Origin of the sequence: Roseovarius ramblicola (assembly GCF_042430665.1) — a bacterium.
GTDB classification, from domain to species: Bacteria; Pseudomonadota; Alphaproteobacteria; order Rhodobacterales; family Rhodobacteraceae; genus Roseovarius; species Roseovarius ramblicola.
In genome coordinates, this window is sequence record NZ_JBHMEC010000016.1 from 1 (window position 1) to 16052 (window position 16052).

The following is a 16052-nucleotide window of genomic DNA, read 5'->3' on the forward strand; positions in this document are numbered from 1 at the left end:
GCCCGGCCAGGCAGTGGCCAGCCGGTCGGCACCGGGACCAGCACCACCGCGCCCGGCCCTGGGCGGATCGCCGCGATCGAGGCGGGGACAACGGATCAAGGGCAGCGCCAGCATCGAGGCGGTGAGGGCGACGGCACCGGCGGCGGGATCACGTGACCAGTTGGCCGGGCACGGGCTCCACAGCGCGAGGGAGGGGCAGGGCAGGGCGAGCATCTTTCAGGTATCGGTCTCGGGCCCAGAATTCCGCCTCCTGTCAAGTGCGTGCCTAACGGTGATGGCGCCTCCGTCGCCATGTGCCGGGATCGTCCCACGCGGCACAGGACCAGCCTCGCAATCGTCCGATTGTGATGTCTGGCATTCGATTTCCTCTACCGCGTCCCACGGGATTCGGATCATCCGCCCGACACGAAACGCGCGCAGCTCCTGCCGATGGACCATCTGCCGGATTGTCTCGGCGCTGCACTGCCAGCGTTCAGCCAGCATGGCCGGGGTGACAGGGCGTTGATCCTTACGCATGTCATTCCTTCTAGCTTTTCGCCACAGACAGCTTCGGGCCAACGGCAGACAAACAGATGCCGGGATGGCGGTCGTTTGGAAATTGACGCCCCATCCTTTCCAGCGGCTCACGCTCCGTTCGACGCACAATCGGTCTCTGCGGCACGCTTGAGAGCACGCGCCGTCGTTTCCATGAGATCGGTCATGATTTTGCACAGCTCCACTTCCATGGCTCTGTTATCGTCGATCGCCGCCAGCCGCTCGGCCTGGTCCTTCGGCACCTGCATTGCCTCAGCTTTAAGTATCTCGGCTGCCTCAACTAGCGATGCCTCTACTTTTTCGCGCTCAAGTGTCAGGCCAAGCCTTTTCAGCAGATCAAGCTCCGCAATTTCCGCCCTGGCCCGCTCTGTCCGTTGACGCGCATCGTTCAAGCTGGCTACCCCGAGGCTCCCGTAGATGATCCGTCCCTTGCTTCGGATGCGTGGGCTCCACGGGTCTGCAGCCTCGGGTCAACGACCTGGTCGCGATGCGCACGCAGCTCTTCGGGATCAACAAGGCCATCCTCGTCGCGAAGAGCGGGGTGTTTCGCAACCCAGCGTGAAATCGTGGACTTGTTGACACCCAGCTTGCCCGCCGCCGCCGTGATCGTCACTCGTTCACTCATGGTTTCACTTCTGCAGTTTTTCCCGAACGTGATCTGGATACTCGACCATCTGAGGCGTTCTGTCGAGCCACCCGAACTCCGGGCGAAAGACGTACAGGCGCGCGCCGTGCTTCCCGGCCCGGGCGATAACGAACAAGTTGTGCGGCACGCCATCGATCCAGCGAAACCGGAAATCTTGAAGCGTGTGGGTGCCTTCCGGCGCGGCTTCGAGGAATAGCTTGTGAAGCTCATCAAGCTTGATCGCGATCTCACGCGAAAGCGGCGTGTCTTCCCAAGGCGGACAGAATTCGGGATCACCCATCGCGCCGGGCGTAGCCACCTCTTCCCACCACTCCGGCAAGGTGCCGGGCGTGGCAGTGTCTGCCGGTTTCGATGTGCTCTTGATGGATTCGCTCATTGGGCCACCTCCGGAGTTTCGGCTTGCGCCTGAATGACGTGAAACGCCTTGCGAAAATCGGGCGTGGTATCGTCCAGATCGAAAAGATCGGTATGAATTTCATCCGCCAACCGGCCCATGACCTCGAACAGGGCGCAGAATGCCGCCTCGCTGTTGACCATGGTCTCGGTGTTTTCCTGCGCAGCGATACCGATCTTTGCCAGATGATGGAGTTGGTTCGCCTTGTCGGTGATTTCGTCAAGCTTGTCCGGATCCGATGACCCGAACATCTGATGTACGATATAGCTCATTGTCTGTGGCTCCTGTTTCAGGTATCAACAATTAATGTGGATAGAGATAGCACCGAACGCAGTCAACAATTTTTGTGGATATGAACCCAGCACAAGCCCGCGCAGCGCGCGCATTGATCGGAATCACGCAAGGCAACTTGGCTGAGAGGGCGGGCGTGAGCTTGTCCACCGTGGTCGATTTTGAGAAAGAGCGCAGACAGGTCGCGGCGCCCTCCATCACCGCTATCCGGCAGGCGTTGACAAAAGCCGGGGTCGAATTCATCGACCCCAACGGCGGAGGGCCGGGCGTGCGCCTGCGCGGCGGGGATTAGGCAGGCAGGCTCAGCCCGCCCTATTGAGCCACTCCCCCAATTCCGGGTGTTCGATGATACCGTTGACTCGATCCGGCAATCTGCGGCTCTATCCGAGCGAACATGCCTGCACGTGAGGATATGTAGTTGGCCTACCATTTCACGCCCCGCTTGATGAAGGCGGATGCGGCGGCATTCTACCTTGGGATATCAGCGTCCAAGCTGCGCACGCTGGACATTCCCACCAGGCAGCTCGGCAGAAACCGTCTATACGACGTCAGGGATTTGGATGCGTTCGCGGATTCGCTCGACGGGCCGGGCTACGAAAATTCTTGCGATGCGCTCTTTGAAGCGGACGGATGGTGACGATGGCCACGGACGCGGGCTGAGGACATCTCATCTTCCCAGCATATCTGCAGTCGACTTCATCGACCCCTACGGCGGCGGGCCATGTCGGCATGTCAACGCCCCCTCGTCGTCGGGCGGAGGTCGAAATTTCGCCTCAGCGTTCGGCTCATGCTGGACCCCTGATCGCGCGCACGTCCTTTGGCGCGAACTCCGCGTCGATAGCGGGAGATTGAGGCAGGGCCGTGGGCCAGTAGGGAATGCTCATCGCCGTACCGTTTTCGTCTGTGTGCCAAACCGCTGCGACAGCGCCCCGTCCTGACGCCCGCCGCTTATGGAGTCGGAGACAGCGATATCGATGATCTCCTGCCCGTTCGGACCGCGACGGCGGCTCACGCCGTCCCGCTCTGCGCCCTTCTGGATGTTGACTTCGATAGGCACCGACACCTGCCCCCCGCCCATCATCCGCGCCGTGTCCGCGCCGCCGATGACGTTCGCGGGGCCGGTGACAATCTCCGGGCGGCGCTCGCCCACCACAGCGTACTCGCCCGCGCGGATCGGCCCGCCGCTGTCGAGGAAGCCGAGAAAGCCGCCGAGACCCAGCAGCCCCTTGCCGCCGCCGGACTTGCCGCTGGGAAAAATGCCGTCGAGGATCCCGTCGATCCCACGCGAAATGAAGCGATTTTCCAGCTGGTCGAGCGCATCCCCGATATTGTCGATATCCGTGAGCGCGGAGCGCGCGAACGCCTTGAACTCGTCCTGCGCGCCGCGCGCGCCATCGCCCACCTTGGAGAAGCGGTCGCGCGCGATCTCCAGCGCGCGGTTGTAATCCTCCTGGCTGATCTTGCCCGCGCGCAGTGCCTCGTCGAGCATCGCCACCACGTCGGAATAGCCTACGGCGGCCTGCTGCGCCTGCCGGATGATCGCGTCGGTCTGCCGCGCCGCCTGGTTGAGCTCGGACAGCGAGCGCGCTGCGCCACCGCCCGCGCGCGTCTCGTTGAGGTCGCGCAGAGCCTCGGCCCGGCGCTCGTCCAGTTGCGCCGCCTCCCGGGTGAGCTGCAGCTCGCGCTGCAGCCCCTCGATGGCCTGGCGGCGCAGCCCCTCCGGCCCCTGCATCGCGGCCTGGAACCCCCCCGAGGCGCGGATATCCGCCTCGCGCCGGGCCACCTGCCCCGCCACGCGGCTCCCGCCCCCCTGCAGCGCCGCGACCTCGGCCCGCAGCCCGACCAGGCTGCGCGTGCCGAGATTACCCACGAAGCGCAGCGCCTCGCTGGCGGCGCGGGTCATCTCGTCGGCCATCTCACGCGCGTTGCGTGCGCCGTCCCCGGTGTTCGAGGTCACCTGGTCGGTGCCAGCGATTACCTTTAAGAGGGCGGTCTGCAACTTTTCCAAAACATCGAGCGTAGCGTTCTCTTCATCGGTGAGCTCGCCGTTTGCCGAGGCCGCTTCGAAATAGAGCTCGGTGAGTTGCCTTACAGCGTCCAACTGATCTTGCGGCGGTGCGGTTTTATTGATTTCGGCGAACTGTGCCACAAGCTCCCCCGCCTGTTGCGTGGAAATTCCCATTTCCTCGCGAACCTCGCGAATCCTCTCGACGATATCGCCGAGCTGGTCGAGATCATCCATGAGCAACACGCCCTCAAGCGGGTTGGACGGATCGTCATTGCCAGACCGGATTTCAGCGAGCCGCTTTTCGACGCGCTCGATCTCTGCTGCCGCTTGGCGAACATCCTCTGCCAGCACCCCCGTCGATGCGCCGATCTGCGCTGCCAGGGATTGGCGGGTGTCGGCCAGCCCCGTGAATACGTTGATCTGCGCGCGGCGCCGTTGGATATCGAACAGTGCCCGCGCCGCATTGGCGTTCTCACCGAACTCCTCGCGCAGGTCGGTGAGCGGGCTGCGCAGCCGCTCGACCGCGCCTTGGTAGCTCTTTGTCGCGGCGTCCAGCTCCTTGAGCTGGTCCTTGAGTGCCTTGCCCTTGTCCTCGGTGTCGAATAGCGCGTTCGCCACCAGCGGCAGCGCCACGCCGGCCACCACGCCCGCCGCGATCCCCACCGTGCCGAACCCGAGCGCCAGGTCGGGCAACTGGATCGCCAGCGACTGCATGAAGTTGCCCGTGGCGATCGTCTGCTGGCCCACCTGGCTGAGCTGAAGCGCGACGTTCCGGGACCCGCTGGCAAAGTTGTTCGCGGCGCCTGTCGTCTTGCGATAGGTTCTATTCAGGTCATCAAAAGACAGCTTCTGCCCAGTCGCTGCCCCCTTGATCTCCCCCAAGGCGCGCCGACCTTCTTTGCCCATGAGACGGAAGGTCTGCACCACATTGCTCCCGTCAGCCTTTACCCTGATTGTTACTTGACGTTCCGCCATTGCTATCTCCGATCGTCGCTTTGCCCGTCTGAAGTGATGTCTTTGTTACTTGGGCTCATTCGAGCCGCCGGTAAGTTGCGACAATCTGGTTATCGAGCCGCCCGGCTATCACTCGGGCCGAAGATCGCAGATTTAGTCGCTTGGGAAGTTGAACCTGGCGGACCAGTTGAAAGAGAAAAATCGTGGCGGCACCCGAGCCAAACCGACCATTCTTCAACCGTAGTTTTTTCTTGGCGCGGGCAAACCCGGGCGCGCGCTTTCGCTTCGTCAGGCGCCCTTCACCTACCAGAAAAAGACCGTTTGGGGTCCGAACGAGCCGCAGCTCAATGCCTCTTGCTTTGGCAAACTCTTGCGGTGTTGGCGCACCTCCGCTGGGAAGTCTCTGCCGGGCGGCAGGCATAGGTATTGCAAGGAAAACGCAGTCCTGTGCGGCGATCAGACTGCCATCCTCATGCCCGGCAAGGATGTCGTCAGCGAGGCTGTAAACAAGCCCCGAGGCTGATGCGCTCACAGCCCTTTCCGGCTCGACAACTGACCTGACGGTGCCTGCCAGTCTGTTCCCAAGCCCCGCGGCGCGGATTTGCCCACGCCAATCCCTCTTGATCGCCTCCGTTGTCTCAGCAACGGCGACAGTAACCGAGGTTTCCCACAGTACCGCCTCATCCCGCATGATCTGAACGGGTGACCCCTCGATCTCGACGGAGTTTCTCAGTTTTGCCACAACCTATCTCCTACGTCGTCAAGTCGTTCGGGTCGGACATCCACAAGAACGATACCAGAAAAGGCATTATATGTAGTGAAAAAAATCAAACCAACTCCATTATTTAGTGATTTTCACCACATACAGTGGCAAAGGTGGTTGCGGAAATCATTCGTAATCGACATTCGACATCACGCCCGGTTCGAAGGTGGTAGGCCCGAGAATCTGATCTGCTGGTAGAGCTCAGAGAGCATCATGGCTTCGGCAACCGCCCTGTCGGTTAATTGATCGCCAAACGACAAACTGAGCCATCGCAGCGAGTATGTAGGGTGATTGCTTGCGTCCATCCCGACCGCGAGCCAAGGGCTCGCATGGTCCGGCAGGTCGCAAGCTTCCTGACCGGGGAAGGCCAAGGCTTCCCTGCGAGAGAGCTTCAGTACCTTGCACACACCACCGTCTTCAAACATCCGCGCGAAGGCGCGCACCAGGGCCCCTCTGGCCTTGGGGTGAGCCACAGGCTCACGAGTGCCGTCATCGCCATAATTCCAGCAACGGGCGGCGCATTGCTCAGCCGTCTCCCGCACCAGTTTGGCAAAGTTGCGCCGCTGCGCTTTCGTCGTCCGTTCCATACCGCGTTTCCTTCCAGTTTTCCTCAGGTGCATTCGGGCGGGGTAGGAGAACGTGAATTCGGGTCATTCGAATCCTTGCCATCAGGCATGGCATCGCCGCTCAAGCCACCACACCCGATCATCACGCCCCATGTATCGGAGGCGGCGGCCTCAGCCTCTCGCCGCGAGAAACCCCCTTCATACTCGAGGATCGCCGCACGTTCTTCCGCAAGATCGCGGGCCAATGCCTTCGCCCTGTCCTCGGTCTGACGAAGTCCGCCGAACACACCCGCGAGCGCGGACCAATCCGGTGCCGACTTACCCCCCATCACGAGCCCCCGTGCTCCGCACGCCGCCGAGCTTGGCAGCGTCAAGCTGGTACAGGCGCACCCGAACACCCCCATTCGGCACGTAGTGAACCTTGTTCGCCTCTTCCTTTGGTCCCTGGCTGACAATCACCCCTTGATCGACAAGCGCCGCACAGATCGCCCGAAAATCCAGACCGGCCAGTATTTCCCTGATGGCAGTCGTCGTGAGGAAAAACTCGTACTCCGGCAGAGGTTCGCCATATTCGTCCTGCACCTTCACAAAGCCCCAGCGTGGGGTGATGACAGCCCGATCGGCATTGACGTGCCACTTCTGAAAGCGAGAGGCCCCGTAGTTCTCCAACGCCTCCGCGAGGCGCTGGCGGGCCGAGGCAACCTCGCTCGATCCGGTGCCGCCGCGTTCTGTCAGCCAATCGTGAAAGCACGTAAGGGCGGCTTCTACAGCCTCGCCCGGCGGCCAGCCTGTTATTCCCACATTCGTCGCCAACTCACCGGCGGCGGCCACCAGGCCGAACCTGTCAGCCACCCGCCGCACCTGCCCGTCCGCAGGCCCCGTCAAGGCGGCGCCGACGAAGCTTCGGCGCAGCTTCTCAAGGTTTTCCTTCACGTCCTGGAGATCATCCGAAAGTATGCGGAGGAATTCTCGGGCTGGGTGACCGTATTGACTATTGGCGGCGGCCTTGATCTCTTGCGCAAAGGTCGCGGCGTCCGGCGCGCCGTGAAGATCCTCAAAGAGTCCGAGACCGGTACCGGCATCCGCACGAAGGTCGATTACACGAACCTCCATGCCCGCCGCGATCTGGCCACCACCTTCCCGGATTTTGTCTGCTAGGCCAATCTCGCCCGTGCTGCCGAATAGCAGCCTCCATTCCTGCGCCCGCCGCGCCTGGCCTTCCCTGCCTGCGCGTGACTTGCCTTGTCCGTTGGCGAGCATATAGGCGCCGGCAGCGGCGGCACGCGGCTCGACTTGAGATAGTTCATCGAGGCAAAGCAGGGTTGCGTTATGAAGCCCTGCGACGGCTTCAAGGCCGTTGTCGGTTGTGCGCCAGTTTCTGACGTAGCCTTGTGGTGCACCCCCGCCCCAGACTGATCCGGCGAGCACGAGGGCGGTGCTCTTCCCGAGCGAAGAGCCGCCCCGCAGATGAATGCCGCCGCCTTCATCGCCGGTGATGGAAATTAGCGGCGATGCGAAAGCCGCAGACAGGAAAAGCATGAGCCTCGAATTCCCTACAGCACGAGAGGCCACATCCGCCTTCCAGCCATCGAGTGAACCGGCCACCCCGAAAGAGTGATCGACGCGGGACTCGCTCTGCAGGATCACGCGCTCGGTGGTATCGGACTCCCCGATCGTCTCATCGGGCAGAACAAAGCAGCTGCCGTGCCACCCCACCCGATCAACACACCGCGCGCGCTCGGCGGGCTCCGCCGACAGGATGTAGTCACGAAGCCAATCTTTCCATTTCCTTTGATCTGCGCCGGGCGCGGGCTCGAGGCCGAGCCCCATGAGCGTCGCGCGCAGCTCGCTACAATCATTGGCCAGCAAGGCAGATGGCATCGGGTATGCGTGTTCACGTCCGTCCCGATCGACCACGGTTAGCAAGCGCCCCCATGCCTGCCCGTCCGCGTTCCTCGTCACGGCCTCGACACGCAGCTCGGTGATGAACGGCACCCATTTCTTGCGCGCCTTGCCGTCTTCGGTCTCCGAAGTGATCTGACGTTCGACATAGCCACGGTTTACCCGGAAATAGGACCGCGAGGCCGGGCGGTTGTGTTTCTTGCGGGCCTCGTTCGTCGCCTGATTCACCGCGCTTTTCACCTCATTCACACCCATCGTCCCGCCCCATCAATACGTCGTTGAAATCCATGCCGGGGCGGGGCGGCTTGATGATCGACACGCCTCTGCCTTCAGCCTCCAGGCGATCCGCCAGGGCCGCGGCGGCAGACATGCCCGCGCTGTCGTGATCCGCAGCAATGATAACCGATTCACCGGCAGGCAGCGGCGGCAGCACAAGCCCTTTCAATCCGCTCGAACTCAACGCAGCCCAGCATGTGACACGCGCCGCGCGGCACAGGCTCAGCGTGGTCTCTATGCCCTCTGCGATCACGAGCAGTTTGGCGTCCTTTCCAAATCGGACGGCCCCCCCGGCCGAGCTCCCGAGCATCATCTTGTTCGGGGTGACATCCGCTTTCGCTTGGCCGTCTTCGCGAAGGAAGGTGCGGTGCAGGCCGATCGGGAACCCTTTGACCTCGCGAATGCGCGCCAGCATGGCCGGTAGGACAAGGCCGCTGGGTCCATGCTTCAGCTCCGGATGGAACCGCAGGGTTCTGCGCATGTTGCGCAGCTTGAGCCCATCGAGGCCGCGCGACCGCAAGTAGGTCTCAACGGGCGTGCCTTCCGCACAGATGGCCTCATTGAATATCTGATTGGCATAGTTGGTCCGCTCACGCTCGCGTGCACGCTCCTTGCGATGCTGCAGGTAGATCGCGTCGGGATCATGCCGTTCCGTGCGCTCGACAATGCCCTTGGACATCAATTCCTGGAAAACCGCGCACCCGCTCTTGTGGCAGTACATCACCGGCCGACCGGACTTCTCCGATATTGACAGGGCGCGCTGATCCCGTCGCCCCTCGGGCTGGCAGATCGGGCAAGGTGCAAGCCCTTGCCCGCCACGCCACTCGCCGCCAAGCGCGGCGGTGATCCTCGCCGCCTCTGTCATTTCTTGTTGCCGCGGGCGAAAAGCCCGTCGAGAACCTGCTCGCTGATCCGCCCCGGAGACTGACCGTTCCACTGGGGCGGCCACACCGGGCAGGCCCAGTTGTTCAGGTCGGGCACGAGCATCTCCGCGATCTGTGCCGGGCGGGGGCCGTGAACGTGGCCCGCCGGTGAGTCCGGGTAGTCAAAGGCGACGGCCTCGGGCATGTCCAGGGGCTTGTGCCCATCGGGCAACGCCGCGTTGACCGCATGCACCTTGAGCCGCGCCCGCCCGATATCCTGCTGAAGCTTGGCCAGCGTCTTCTGGACAGCCGGGTATCGCTTCTCGATCTCCGTAGCCGCCCTGTCGCGCAGCGTCTTCGCTTCGAGGTATGCGTTGTATCGCTCGGCCTCCCTTTCGGCCGCTTCCCGCTCTTCGATGAGCTCGCCCAGGCGGCCAAGGGCATTCCTGAGGCGGCGGGTCTCGAAGGCCAGATCGGTCGCCTCTTTCTGGCGCTGTGCCGCTTCCGCTGAACCCAACGCAGGATCGAGGGCAGCATTTTCAGCATCGGCAGCAACGGTGGCGATGCGCTCGACCTCCTGCGCCAGCTCTTCGCGCAGGGGAAAGAGCTTCTCGGACGTTGTCTCGTCGGGCTTGCGGAATGCCGCCGCCAAACGGTCGGTCAGCGGCGCGGTCATTGGCCTACCTCCTGCGAGGTGCTGCTCACGCTGTTCTCTTCGATCCAGCGGCGAAGCTCCGAGACTTGGTACCGGACAGAACGCCCGATGCGGGCAAAGCGTGGCCCGCCGCCGCGCACTGCCGCGACCTCTAGGAAGCGCTTCGAAATGCCGAAATGCTGTTCGACCTCGGCGCGGCTCAGCAGGCGATCGGGCAGCAGGAATTCGCTCGCCGATTTCGCCGTCCGCGCGCTCTCATCGCCGGCCGTCACCGCCTCGGGCGGCAGGGTTGTGGTGGGTGATTTTTCCATCGGTTGATCTCCAAGGTTTGCGATGTCTCGACCTTGGAGGAACTGCCGTGTTGCATCACGGTACTGAAAAACATTTTAATTACGGCCCCTTGTTGCAACCTGGGCAACTCGGCACGGAATTCAGTCAGGAGGTTGACTCATAACGCTTTTTATTTCTTCTCCTGTACTTGACTAGTCGTGTGGTAGCGATCTCGAAGAGTGTTTTCCCGTCTTCTGTAATCCCCTCATCGTTGTCCGCCTCCCTGCAACGCTCAGGTTTGATGGCAATCCTGGTCTCTTCCAAGGGGCTTCCGTCCTCACATCGAATTGGATCCCCGTTCTCATCTTCGCAAACGAGCAGTTGATCTGCGGAAACCCAGCCGACGGTGCGCACTACACGCCTGCAGGCTTCAACCTCGTCGATCTCGGGCTTGGGTGCGGTTGGGCTCTCACCTCGTCGTCTGGCGGCCTTCCATTCCTCGACTTGAATCTTATAACGGTGCTCGTCTTCGCAAATCATGATTTCCACCATCATAGCCGCCTCGATGAGGCCATCCCTGTATCCGCTATCACCCTTCTTCCTGCCTCGCTTCTTCGGCGGAGCAATGTCCCGCTGATATACCATCTCTCTGTAGTAGTTATCGCCCCAACGGATCGGCTTGGTGCCCAGTCCCACACGAATCCCCGTTCGCTTCTCGACCTCGCGCTCAAACCAGCGATCGAGCGACTTCATAAGGTCATCGACTGGCCGCGCGGGTCGCGTTGCAATCGGCGTGACCTGGTCCAGATACCGCGCATAATCCGGCAAGTCTTTGGTGGTGTAGGCCCGCAGCGCCGGAAAATCATCGAAATCCTGCCGTTCCCACGCGAACGCTCTGGCCGTTACAATCTCGGGCGCACAACACCACTCACCTTGCCAAAAAAACTCCGGATCGGCGGGATCTGTGACACGTACCGGGAAGCCGAGAACAGCCTGAGCAGCCCTTATGCCACCCACCGCCTCGCCTGATCCTGGCCAAAGGGCAAGCGCCTCGCCAAGTAGTGCAAGACCATGATCGTTAAGGGGAATCGAGCGTCTCTCCGGCTCTTTCATCGCCACGCACAACCTCTGCCCGCCGGGTTTCCTGGGCACCTGCGTGGCGGGCTCACCGGCAGGCGATGTTACAGGACACGGATAGCCCTGTTACGCGTTAAGCCTCATTTCGTTACCTGTTTTTTCGTTCCAACTCAGAGCCTTGCGGCGAAAGGTAACAAAGTTACAGAGTAACAGCGAATTTCGAGCAAGGGAGAGACAGCAAAACGGGGCAGAATACCCCCCCTGGGCACGGGAATGCAGCGCGGCTCTGCCATGCTATCCGCCCCCCTTCTTCAGGCTGATCACGACGCCGCCCTCGTTTCTCATCGCCATGGCGATCTGACTGGCAACATCCGTCGCCGCGGCCCTTTGCGGATCGTCCGCAAGGTGCGCGTATCGCGCCGTGGTCCGGGTCTCGCGATGGCCGAGAAGCTTGCCGATCATTGCGAGGCTGAGACCGCGCTCGACTGCTACGGACGCAAAGGCGTGCCTGAGATCGTGCAGCCGAACACCATCGAGGCCCGCCGCTTCCCTGACGACAGACCACGGCCCCTTGAGGTTGACCAGACCGCGTTCGGCATCTTCCCCCTTCCCGCCGCGAAGGACATACCCCGTCGCGGGCCGATCATCGGCCAGAACTCCGTTTAGCACCTCAAGCGCGGGCGGCGGCAACTGCAGGACCTTCGCGCCGGTCTTGGAGTCCGGCAATCGCGCGCGGCCGGAGGCGAGATCGATGTACTCCCAGCGAAGCGAGAGAATCTCGCCAACGCGCGCGCCGGTGAAGATCAACAGCCGGAAGGCGCGGATGGCCTCAGGGTTCACATGTCGCAACCTCTGCCGTCCATCGCGCCCCACCAGCACGAGCGGCGCGCGCTCGGCCTCGGCCAGAACCTCGCCAAGCCGCTGAAATTCGGCGACGCTCAGGAAACGCTCGCGCGATCGCTCCCGAAACCTTTCCACCTTCGGACAGGGGTTCGTGCCAGCGGGGCGGTATCCCCAAATCTCGGCCATGGACAGCGCCTTGGACAGCGCCGCCAAGGCGCGGTTTGCCTGGTACGGGGTACCCGAGTTGGCATTGTGGAACCGCGCCACGTCGCCAACGGTCAAGTCTGCCACCTTCAACGCGCCTAGCCGGGGCCTGACAACGCCCTCGATAAGCTGGCGGACATTCTTCGCTGTGGCGGGCTTATTTTTCTTCTGCACGTGGTCGACCAGGTAGAGGTCGAGCAGCTCACTCACCGTTGGCGCCTCACGGTGAGCCTGGCGATCCGCCGCCGGATCACCGCCGCGCGCCACGTCAGCCGCGAGGCTCCGAGCAATCTCGCGCGCTTGATCCGGGGTGATCGCGCCATGCGTGCCGATCGAGTACCACCGCGGCCGTCCATTCCGCCCGCCGCCGGCACGGTACCGGTAGCCGTAATCTTTCCGGCCAGCAGCAGAAACGCGCACGCAGAAGCCCGCAATTTCCGTGTCGGTCGCGGTGTACCGTTTGCCCGTGACCTCAAGGGCATCGACAGAAGATTTCTTGATCTTGATCCTAGGCATGAAGGCCCCTCTGGCACACACGTGGCACACACGTGGCACACACCTGGCACACACATGAGGCGAAACACCATGATATGGCATGCAGCGATAGTGCCCTGAATATTCCAATAAAACAAGGCACAGTGAAACACCATGCGGCACGGCGCAAGCCGGGGATATGAGGGCTTCCAGAGACTTTTAATCAGTGGGTCGCAGGTTCGAATCCTGCACGGCTCACCACTGAAATCAAAAGCTTAGACAGAACTGAAAGTTGGCTTAGGCTCGTTTTAGGCTCAACATTCTTGATCAATGTCGCGTCGTGTGATTCAGCCTGACCTACCCCCGCACCTCAGCGGGTCCAGATCATGATGTGCAAGCAGGACGTTGAGACCCTAGGCTCAGGACCCATTGATTTCCTCCTGGTCGCGTGATTCACGGTTCGAAAATCGAGTGGTGAACATGTCTGATCTCTTCTGGCTGACCGACGCGCAGATGGCCCGTCTTGAGCCCTATTTCCTGAAGTCCCACGGCAAGCCGCGCGTCGATGATCGGCGTGTGCTGAGCGGAATTATCTTCATCAATCGCAATGGGTTGCGGTGGCGCGACGCGCCTGCGGAATACGGTCCGCACAAGACCCTGTATAACCGCTGGAAGCGATGGAGCGACAAGGGGGTCTTTGCACGCATCATGGTTGGCTTGGCCGCCGAATACGGCGAGAAGAAGATGGCCATGATCGACGCGGCCTACCTCAAGGCCCACCGGACCGCGACCAGCCTGGCCGCGAAAAAGGGGGGCGTGGCCGCCTGATCGGGCGCACCAAGGGCGGCATGAACACCAAGCTGCACGCCATCTGCGACAGCCAGGGACGTCCGCTTGACCTCTTTGTCACCGCTGGACAGGTCAGCGACTACATTGGCGGTGGTGTCTCGAAATTGGTGGAAATTCTCCGGCGGCTTTCTCCGAGCGGGGTGAATTTGCGCCTGATCAGGCCGCGAGGTCAAGGGTCATTGGCTCGACCGGTTTGTCGAGGGTCTGCCATCCGTCGACCTTGCGCATGGTGATCTGACCGGAGGCCAACAGGGCCCATAGCAGCATCGGCACGGTTTCCGCGCAGGGCAGCACGGTTTGGCTCTTGATGCGACGACGGAATTCCTCGTTCAGGCGTTTGATGGCGTTGGTCGTTCGCGCCGCCTTCCATTGTGCCGGGTCGAGCCGGGTGAAGGTGAACAGCCGATCCCGGCCTCTTCCAGGCTTTCGGCGACCGCCTTGCATTTCAGCCGCCACTTGCGGAGGAAGGCCTTCCGCCGCTTCTCGACCTCGGCTGCGGTGTCGGCATAGATCATGTCGCGATAATCGTTGCCCAGCTCCTCGTGCGTGTGCTTTGGGGCATGGGCCAGAAGGTTGCGATGCTTGTGAACGGTGCAGCGCTGGATCGGCAGGTCGTCGCCCCAGAGCGCCACCAGCGCAGCTTCCAGCCCCGGCGCGCCATCGACGATCACGAACTCGGGGCGCTTCAGCTCGCGGGCATCGAGATCGTCGAGGAACTGGCGCCATGCCGCGGCACTCTCGCCGCCCATATTCATGATGGAAAGCAACACCTTCTGCCCGTTACGGCGCACACCGATGGCCGTCAGAGCCGAGATGTTCGTGACCTTCTTGTCGACCCGCGTCTTGATCACCGTTCCATCCAGGATCACGCGCACGATGTCCTCGTCGGCCAGGCTGCGCGCGCACCATGCGTCCCAGTCCGACTTCACCTTGCGCCACGCCCGGCTTACCACGTCCTTGCTGACGGCCCCCTTGAACAACGCGAACAGCGCGCGCTTCACCCGACGCGTGTTGGTGCCCGAGAGATAGACGGATGCGATCAGCGCCTCGGCCGTCTTCGTCAGGCGCCGATAGCGCGGCAGCGCCTTCGAGCGCCATTCGCGCACCTTGCCGTCCTCGTTCTCGACACGGGCCCGGGGAACGCTGATCGTCTCGGTGCCGAATGTCCCCGTAATCTGCCGATCCCGGTGGCCGTGGCGATATCCCTTCGCCGCACCGGCCTCTCGGCCGTAGCGAAGGCGGCCGAGAAAGCTGTCCAGTTCTTCGTTGAAAACGGTCTCGATGGTGCTGCGGATATTCGCGCGCAGTCGGTCCTCGATCGGGTCAAAGCCGTCGTCGCAAGCGAGTAGCGAAACCGCGCTGGTGTCTGTAGTCTGGTTCATGGCCTGATCTCCTTTGGCGGTGCCAGCCGCCGGTTGGGTGGTTCAGGATCACCCGGAGATTACGCCACCTTCAAATTTCCACCAACTTCGCGATACGACCTTCTGATGTCCTTCATGTTTCAATCTGATGAAGCCAAAGTCGATCACGCGCTGGCAATTGACTTGGATTAGTCGGCTTGGGCTGCTCTCAGTTGAAGGGGGCAAACACCCATCAAGGAAGTGCCTTACCGGCAAGGCGCCCTGTAATATGTTCCGTCTCCACGTGAGTAGGCACACATGTTGTTTTGCCTGTTCTGTGCCACCACCGTACCTGCGGCCGCACCACCAAGTGCGGCGATCAAGCGCCAGTTGTCATCAGCGTCAAGTGCTTCAGCCGTAATCAGTCCTGCTGCCGCTCCACCTGCTGCGCCCGCAACAGTCCGCGCCCCGGGAGACATGGTATCGCATCCCGCCAGCACGAGTGATGACGCCATAGCCAGCCCGGTAATCCACCCTCTCATTTCGCTCTCCTTCATAGTTTGGTGCAGTTGCCTGAAATGAAGCATAAACACCCATAATCCATTCCACAAAATCACCCGGCTCTGAGCAAGCGGAATCTCGCCACCTTTCGAGCCTCAGACCCTGAGGTCAGCTTTGTCCGCACAGTTGCCACTGTCAAATCGCAGCGTTCGGGTCTTTCTCACTAGGCTCAGGACCCATTGATTTCCTCCGGGTCGCGTGATTCACGGTTCGAAAATCGAGTGGTGAACATGTCTGATCTCTTCTGGCTGACCGACGCGCAGATGGCCCGTCTTGAGCCCTATTTCCCGAAGTCCCACGGCAAGCCGCGCGTCGATGATCGGCGTGTGCTGAGCGGAATTATCTTCATCAATCGCAATGGGTTGCGGTGGCGCGACGCGCCTGCGGAATACGGTCCGCACAAGACCCTGTATAACCGCTGGAAGCGATGGAGCGACAAGGGGGTCTTTGCACGCATCATGGTTGGCTTGGCCGCCGAATACGGCGAGAAGAAGATGGCCATGATCGACGCGACCTGAGCTACTCCCCGTCTCTTGGACAGGATCTGGCGTAAATCAAGCTACTCTTTGCACCTGCTGATCG

General features: G+C 61.9%; 17 protein-coding genes and 3 pseudogenes. 4 read left to right on the top strand and 16 right to left on the bottom strand.

The features are described from left to right. Window positions 1–216: 216 nt before the first annotated feature. The 4 genes from ACFFU4_RS10495 to ACFFU4_RS10510 all read right to left on the bottom strand — a co-directional run bounded on the left by ACFFU4_RS10495 (window position 217) and on the right by ACFFU4_RS10510 (window position 1846). On the bottom strand, window positions 217–516 hold the full coding sequence (locus tag ACFFU4_RS10495; protein ID WP_377069726.1) for an excisionase family DNA-binding protein: 300 nt from the start codon (window positions 514–516) through the stop codon (window positions 217–219). A 107-nt stretch (window positions 517–623) separates the two neighbouring features. Then, entirely contained in the window at window positions 624–926 is a 303-nt protein-coding gene (locus ACFFU4_RS10500) for a hypothetical protein (RefSeq protein ID WP_377069727.1), read from the bottom strand. A gap of 237 nt (window positions 927–1163) precedes the next feature. Then, entirely contained in the window at window positions 1164–1556 is a 393-nt protein-coding gene (locus ACFFU4_RS10505; RefSeq protein ID WP_377069728.1) for a hypothetical protein, read from the bottom strand. Next, window positions 1553–1846: a hypothetical protein gene (locus tag ACFFU4_RS10510; RefSeq protein ID WP_377069729.1), complete on the bottom strand. Its 294-nt coding sequence runs from the start codon at window positions 1844–1846 to the stop codon at window positions 1553–1555. Before ACFFU4_RS10510 ends, ACFFU4_RS10505 begins: the two co-directional genes overlap by 4 nt. Before the next feature lie 80 nt (window positions 1847–1926). Between ACFFU4_RS10510 and ACFFU4_RS10515 the strand changes: the two genes are divergently transcribed. Both ACFFU4_RS10515 and ACFFU4_RS10520 read left to right on the top strand, forming a co-directional pair. Continuing rightward, on the top strand, window positions 1927–2157 hold the full coding sequence (locus ACFFU4_RS10515) for a helix-turn-helix domain-containing protein (protein WP_377069730.1): 231 nt from the start codon (window positions 1927–1929) through the stop codon (window positions 2155–2157). A 126-nt stretch (window positions 2158–2283) separates the two neighbouring features. Then, entirely contained in the window at window positions 2284–2502 is a 219-nt protein-coding gene (locus ACFFU4_RS10520) for a helix-turn-helix domain-containing protein (protein ID WP_377069731.1), read from the top strand. A gap of 243 nt (window positions 2503–2745) precedes the next feature. On the opposite strand, the gene ACFFU4_RS10525 is transcribed toward ACFFU4_RS10520, so the two are convergent. From ACFFU4_RS10525 to ACFFU4_RS10570, 10 genes are all read right to left on the bottom strand, one after another. Beyond that, window positions 2746–4848: a coiled-coil domain-containing protein gene (locus tag ACFFU4_RS10525; RefSeq protein ID WP_377069732.1), complete on the bottom strand. Its 2103-nt coding sequence runs from the start codon at window positions 4846–4848 to the stop codon at window positions 2746–2748. Between the two features lie 55 nt (window positions 4849–4903). Continuing rightward, window positions 4904–5569 carry a DUF6441 family protein gene (locus ACFFU4_RS10530; protein ID WP_377069733.1) on the bottom strand — a complete coding sequence of 222 codons (666 nt, stop codon included), beginning with the start codon at window positions 5567–5569 and terminating at the stop codon, window positions 4904–4906. 170 nt (window positions 5570–5739) lie between these two features. Then, a complete protein-coding gene (locus ACFFU4_RS10535; RefSeq protein WP_377069734.1) occupies window positions 5740–6177 on the bottom strand; it encodes a hypothetical protein in 438 nt (145 codons plus the stop codon). Window positions 6178–6200: 23 nt separating this feature from the next. Continuing rightward, window positions 6201–6485 carry a hypothetical protein gene (locus ACFFU4_RS10540; RefSeq protein WP_377069735.1) on the bottom strand — a complete coding sequence of 95 codons (285 nt, stop codon included), beginning with the start codon at window positions 6483–6485 and terminating at the stop codon, window positions 6201–6203. Then, window positions 6475–8313 (bottom strand): DUF927 domain-containing protein, encoded by a 1839-nt coding sequence (locus ACFFU4_RS10545; protein ID WP_377069736.1) that lies wholly within the window; start codon window positions 8311–8313, stop codon window positions 6475–6477. The genes ACFFU4_RS10540 and ACFFU4_RS10545 overlap by 11 nt, the downstream gene beginning before the upstream one ends. Continuing rightward, window positions 8300–9199, bottom strand: a complete 900-nt coding sequence (locus ACFFU4_RS10550; protein WP_377069737.1) for a DUF7146 domain-containing protein — start codon at window positions 9197–9199, stop codon at window positions 8300–8302. The genes ACFFU4_RS10545 and ACFFU4_RS10550 overlap by 14 nt, the downstream gene beginning before the upstream one ends. Continuing rightward, window positions 9196–9873, bottom strand: a complete 678-nt coding sequence (locus ACFFU4_RS10555; protein WP_377069738.1) for a hypothetical protein — start codon at window positions 9871–9873, stop codon at window positions 9196–9198. The genes ACFFU4_RS10550 and ACFFU4_RS10555 overlap by 4 nt, the downstream gene beginning before the upstream one ends. Beyond that, window positions 9870–10163 (bottom strand): helix-turn-helix transcriptional regulator, encoded by a 294-nt coding sequence (locus ACFFU4_RS10560; protein ID WP_377069739.1) that lies wholly within the window; start codon window positions 10161–10163, stop codon window positions 9870–9872. The genes ACFFU4_RS10555 and ACFFU4_RS10560 overlap by 4 nt, the downstream gene beginning before the upstream one ends. A gap of 124 nt (window positions 10164–10287) precedes the next feature. After that, window positions 10288–11241: a hypothetical protein gene (locus tag ACFFU4_RS10565; protein WP_377069740.1), complete on the bottom strand. Its 954-nt coding sequence runs from the start codon at window positions 11239–11241 to the stop codon at window positions 10288–10290. A 252-nt stretch (window positions 11242–11493) separates the two neighbouring features. After that, window positions 11494–12762, bottom strand: a complete 1269-nt coding sequence (locus ACFFU4_RS10570) for a site-specific integrase (RefSeq protein ID WP_377069741.1) — start codon at window positions 12760–12762, stop codon at window positions 11494–11496. Between the two features lie 438 nt (window positions 12763–13200). Between ACFFU4_RS10570 and ACFFU4_RS10575 the strand changes: the two are divergent. After that, window positions 13201–13658: pseudogene (locus tag ACFFU4_RS10575) on the top strand (IS5 family transposase); the annotation flags it as partial. 67 nt (window positions 13659–13725) lie between these two features. On the opposite strand, the pseudogene ACFFU4_RS10580 reads toward ACFFU4_RS10575, so the two are convergent. Continuing rightward, window positions 13726–14951, bottom strand: a pseudogene (locus ACFFU4_RS10580) (IS256 family transposase). A 224-nt stretch (window positions 14952–15175) separates the two neighbouring features. After that, window positions 15176–15424: a glycine zipper 2TM domain-containing protein gene (locus tag ACFFU4_RS10585; protein WP_377069742.1), complete on the bottom strand. Its 249-nt coding sequence runs from the start codon at window positions 15422–15424 to the stop codon at window positions 15176–15178. Window positions 15425–15700: 276 nt separating this feature from the next. Here ACFFU4_RS10585 and ACFFU4_RS10590 point away from each other — a divergent pair. Continuing rightward, window positions 15701–15985, top strand: a pseudogene (locus tag ACFFU4_RS10590) (transposase); the annotation flags it as partial. Window positions 15986–16052: the final 67 nt, after the last annotated feature.

Excerpts from the sequence above, each read along its gene's own strand:
- ACFFU4_RS10560 (WP_377069739.1), bottom strand. The coding sequence starts at position 10,163 with ATGGAAAAATCACCCACCACAACCCTGCCGCCCGAGGCGGTGACGGCC.
- ACFFU4_RS10505 (WP_377069728.1), bottom strand. The coding sequence starts at position 1,556 with ATGAGCGAATCCATCAAGAGCACATCGAAACCGGCAGACACTGCCACG.
- ACFFU4_RS10495 (WP_377069726.1), bottom strand. The coding sequence starts at position 516 with ATGCGTAAGGATCAACGCCCTGTCACCCCGGCCATGCTGGCTGAACGC.
- ACFFU4_RS10540 (WP_377069735.1), bottom strand. The coding sequence starts at position 6,485 with ATGGGGGGTAAGTCGGCACCGGATTGGTCCGCGCTCGCGGGTGTGTTC.
- ACFFU4_RS10570 (WP_377069741.1), bottom strand. The coding sequence starts at position 12,762 with ATGCCTAGGATCAAGATCAAGAAATCTTCTGTCGATGCCCTTGAGGTC.
- ACFFU4_RS10535 (WP_377069734.1), bottom strand. The coding sequence starts at position 6,177 with ATGGAACGGACGACGAAAGCGCAGCGGCGCAACTTTGCCAAACTGGTG.
- ACFFU4_RS10555 (WP_377069738.1), bottom strand. The coding sequence starts at position 9,873 with ATGACCGCGCCGCTGACCGACCGTTTGGCGGCGGCATTCCGCAAGCCC.
- ACFFU4_RS10515 (WP_377069730.1), top strand. The coding sequence starts at position 1,927 with ATGAACCCAGCACAAGCCCGCGCAGCGCGCGCATTGATCGGAATCACG.
- ACFFU4_RS10525 (WP_377069732.1), bottom strand. The coding sequence starts at position 4,848 with ATGGCGGAACGTCAAGTAACAATCAGGGTAAAGGCTGACGGGAGCAAT.
- ACFFU4_RS10545 (WP_377069736.1), bottom strand. The coding sequence starts at position 8,313 with ATGGGTGTGAATGAGGTGAAAAGCGCGGTGAATCAGGCGACGAACGAG.
- ACFFU4_RS10550 (WP_377069737.1), bottom strand. The coding sequence starts at position 9,199 with ATGACAGAGGCGGCGAGGATCACCGCCGCGCTTGGCGGCGAGTGGCGT.
- ACFFU4_RS10585 (WP_377069742.1), bottom strand. The coding sequence starts at position 15,424 with ATGGCGTCATCACTCGTGCTGGCGGGATGCGATACCATGTCTCCCGGG.
- ACFFU4_RS10510 (WP_377069729.1), bottom strand. The coding sequence starts at position 1,846 with ATGAGCTATATCGTACATCAGATGTTCGGGTCATCGGATCCGGACAAG.